This is a genomic window from Acetivibrio sp., assembly GCF_035371925.1.
Classification (GTDB): domain Bacteria; phylum Bacillota; class Clostridia; order Acetivibrionales; family Acetivibrionaceae; genus Hungateiclostridium.
The window spans coordinates 1-3,838 of record NZ_DAORXT010000149.1; the positions used below are offsets into that span (position 1 = coordinate 1).

Here is a 3,838-nt window from a genome sequence, read left to right on the forward strand (position 1 = left end):
TTTCTTTTTGCCCGCCTGCTGGACGGAACGGATTTTTTCGGCGGGCGGCGGGGCCTCAATTTTAGCGGTGGGTGGGGTTAGTATATCTAAATATGCAATTTTTCACCACGCTTCTTGAAAGCGTCTCTTCCTCCTTCCAATTTTAGCAACTCATCTCTGTACGCCAAATTCTCTATCGTTGTCTCTATTATTTCTGTTATACCAGTTTCGTTTTTTAAAATAAAGATTTTTTCAGCATCGCCGTTTACCACAAAATTTGCGTTATGCGTGGCGAAAATTATTTGTCGGTTGTTTTTCTTTCGTTTGATCAATGGTACGAGATAATTAGCAATCAGTGAGCTGTCTAAATGCGCTTCTGGCTCATCAATGATAAGGGGGTAATTGCCGAACAACAGCAATACCACCATGACAGATGTGCATTTTTGGCCGAATGAGGCGTGCTCAATATCTTTCCCGTCATACAAAACTTGAATCCTCTTGTACCTTGTGACATCGTTGAGATGTTTATCTCTGATGGTAAGGAATATCTGATAGTTTGGCTTCTTGTCAAAAACATCTTTCAGGAATTTTATATAATTCAGTTTTTCCACCTTTTTTCCTTGTTTATCTAAAAACTCTTTAATTTTTTTGTGATCATCCGCAAAAGTTTCCTTATGTTCTACAATGTAACTTTTGAGTAAATCTGGCCTCTCCCCACCTCTGTGCTGTTTAGAAAAATAGGAGTAAAACTCGTCTGCAATTTGTATCCAAGCCTCTCGTTCGTCAAAAAAATAGTTTAATCCAATACTTTTTATATCTTGATTGTTTCCTTCCGCTTGCTCCTTGAGTATATTGACAAGTGGCTTTATTCCTTCTTCAATAACGTCTTCATACTCTTTCTTAACTTTTTCTACCTCTTTCAAAACCTCATCATATTCATTTATTTCTTTTTGCTTATCCTCGATTTTTTTGTTCAGTTTAGAAAGTTCATCATCAATTTTAACGATCTTCTGAGGGGCACTTTTAACTTGCAGTATATTTTCATCAGATAAACCTGCTTTCTTAAGAAAGTCTGATAATTTCTTTTCTTGTTCTTCTATTTCCTTAGCGAGAGAGTTTTCTTTTTTAACTAGATCTTTAAAATTTGTCGGAGCTAAAATTTCCTCCGCGTTTGTTATATTTTTCTTGGCTTGCTCGTATGCCTCTTTATACTTTTGAGCAATATCATCTCTTTCCTCACTCTCTACAGCAATTTCTTCATCTGGTTCATCATTAAAACCAACGGGGAAATGCTGTTCCTTTAATTCCTTAATAGAGTTTCTTAATTCATCAATAGTGGTTCGCCATCCTTCTAGCTTCTGCTTTTGATTGCTCTTTTTTGTGATGAGTTCGACAATCTCTGAATACTCCTTACTCTTTGTTACCTCAACCGCATTTTCTAGTGTTGCTTTTTCTTTTTCCTTTGATTTCTTTTCAGCCCGCAGCTCCTCAATTGTCTCAATGAGAGATTGGAACGAGTTAACTCTTTTTAGAAGTTTTTCAAGTTTCTCCTCGTCTTTTTCTAAAATGCCACCGCTGCGAATATTAGCCCTTTCATAAATGGCGTTTGTAAAAGCTTCTTTATCTGTTGCAAAGCTTTCAACTTCGCTTTGACCGATAAACTCAAATAAAGACACGCCACCAAATGAAAAGACATCTAAGTCAGTAGTGTTAAAGGACGGTTGAAGTTTCTCCCAAAAGGATTGAGATGATTTTGGATCTTTTGAGTGTTGACCAAGAAAATTAAGAATCGTACTCTTTCCTGAACCCCTGCCTCCTATAAAACAGTTAAAAAATGGGCTTAAATAATACTTGCTATTTGCTCCGGCAAAGCAAAATCGCTCTTCTTTCTCAGAACCATCTTTTTGCTTTACAGTTATTTTTGCATCAGAGGAAATATTAAAAGTTATGCTTTCTATTACATTGTTAGGTTGAACAGGTTGATTTACTTGTACAGCAATCCTTGACTGCGGATCGTAAATTATTTGTTTTAATCCCTCAAATGTTGTCTCCGATTTTATCCAAGTAAATCCATTTCCAGTTTCTGACGCTTGGTGTGCATCAGATGATTTTATTAGAGCAAAATTATCTGGATTAAAACCCCACCCGCTGATTATTTTTTTAGTTTCGGCTATATCTTCGTTCGTTTTATGATCTAGCGCAAAATAGTATTTTCCTGCAACACTTTGCTCAAAAAATTTCTTTCGATTTGCACCAGTAGTTTTCTTAAATAACCCTTTTTCTCCTTGAGAATGTGCAAAAATAGCAAGTCCTATGTCTTCTTTGCAAATTTTATCTAAAATTTCGTGGATATCTCCCCCTATTGATTCAGCTTGACCTTGAGAGTTAATTACGGGCGAAGATAATTGGCATACATGATTTAAAAAGTGAGTGATAACTTCTTCCCATGTTTGTTTTCTAATTCTAGTCTTATATACGGGGTTTAGAATAACTAAGATTTGATAGCCAGTATTAACATCAATTTCAACCCCCGGCAAAACCGTGATATCTAAATTTTCTTCGCTAATAATTTCGAGGGCACTATCAATCGCGGCCCCACAATTATGGTCAGTAATCGCAACCACTGATATTTCTTTTTCAATGGCTTTATTAAGATATTCTCTGGTCGCATTCTTTATCTCTGTTTTCTTGGATTGCACATCACAAAGCCACTCATCCTTTATTGGCTGAATTTGTAGATCCCATTTTCTCCATTCTGATCCTTTTGGAAAAATATTAGCCATATTTATATTCCAGATTTAGTTCGATTATGTTCTTTGCAAAGCATTTGGCAGTTCTCGGCAATTGTTTTTCCGCCTTCGCTCCAAGGTGTAATGTGGTCGGCTTCCATTTCTTCAATATCCCACTTTTGTTTTTCTTTCTTTTCTTTTTTACACCACGGACAAACGCCTTTCTGCCGCTCATACGCTTCGCGTTTCATTTTGTCGGTAAAGGCGCGAATAGATAGATATTTTTCCTGCCGTGTCAAAACATAAGAGTAAATACCGGATTTTTTGGTAACATCTTCGTCTTGCATTAGCTCTTTAATTTCAGCTTCCAATTTGTCGGGGTTTAATTTTTTATCTTTGAATTGATTGTATAGCTCGCCCCAATTTACATGCGCCATTTCTTTCCTGTAGTTTGGGAAAGTTTTACGTACCCACGCAATCACATCTTGGAAATAATTCCATAACTCATCAGCATTTTCATCATACTGGTGGCGAGCCATGTAATCTTCAACATTGCCATTGTTTATCCACGAAAGCGCGGTTTCCAAATATTCTTGCCTAATTGGCGAGCCGGAAAGCAACGCGCCGCCATCATTTGCCAAAAGATACGCCGCGCAATTCGGCTTGCTGAATTTGAGTTTTGCGTCCGAAAGCCACGGCCCGGTGTAAACCGCGTTGCGAATTTCTTGATCGGTCAGTTTTTCTCCGGCAATATTGATTGTTTTAAACCACTCCAATCGTTCTTTGTCCGTGCCTTCGCAGAAGTAAATCATCAACTCATAATCCAAAATCTGGTCTTGTTCTTCTTTGGTGAGGTTATGGAAAAAGTAGTTATTGAGCGAAAAATCGCCGTTTACATACTGACCAATGCTTATCGTGCGCTGTTGTCCGTCTAGCATCTCGTAAGTTCCGTCTTCTTTTACCATCCAATACATCACATTGAGCGGAAAACCTTTCTTGATTGTTTCAATTACTGCGTCGCGCTGTTTGTCTTTATACACAAATTCGCGCTGATATTTTGGCCGCACATCAAGTTTGCCGCCATAAGCCACCACGCCTTCTATGGCGTTATCCTTGAAGCCGTCAACAAC

Annotated in this window: 2 protein-coding genes; both read right to left on the bottom strand. The window is 37.8% G+C overall.

What is annotated here, in order from left to right:
• Positions 1–86 precede the first annotated feature (86 nt).
• A complete protein-coding gene (locus PLH43_RS13185; RefSeq protein ID WP_324363878.1) occupies positions 87–2,762 on the bottom strand; it encodes a TrlF family AAA-like ATPase in 2,676 nt (891 codons plus the stop codon).
• A 2-nt stretch (positions 2,763–2,764) separates the two neighbouring features.
• Positions 2,765–3,838, bottom strand: a 1,074-nt coding sequence (locus PLH43_RS13190; protein WP_324363880.1) for a DUF262 domain-containing protein, incomplete at its 5' end; no start/stop codon positions are given.

Excerpts from the sequence above, each read along its gene's own strand:
- PLH43_RS13185 (WP_324363878.1), bottom strand. The coding sequence starts at position 2,762 with ATGGCTAATATTTTTCCAAAAGGATCAGAATGGAGAAAATGGGATCTA.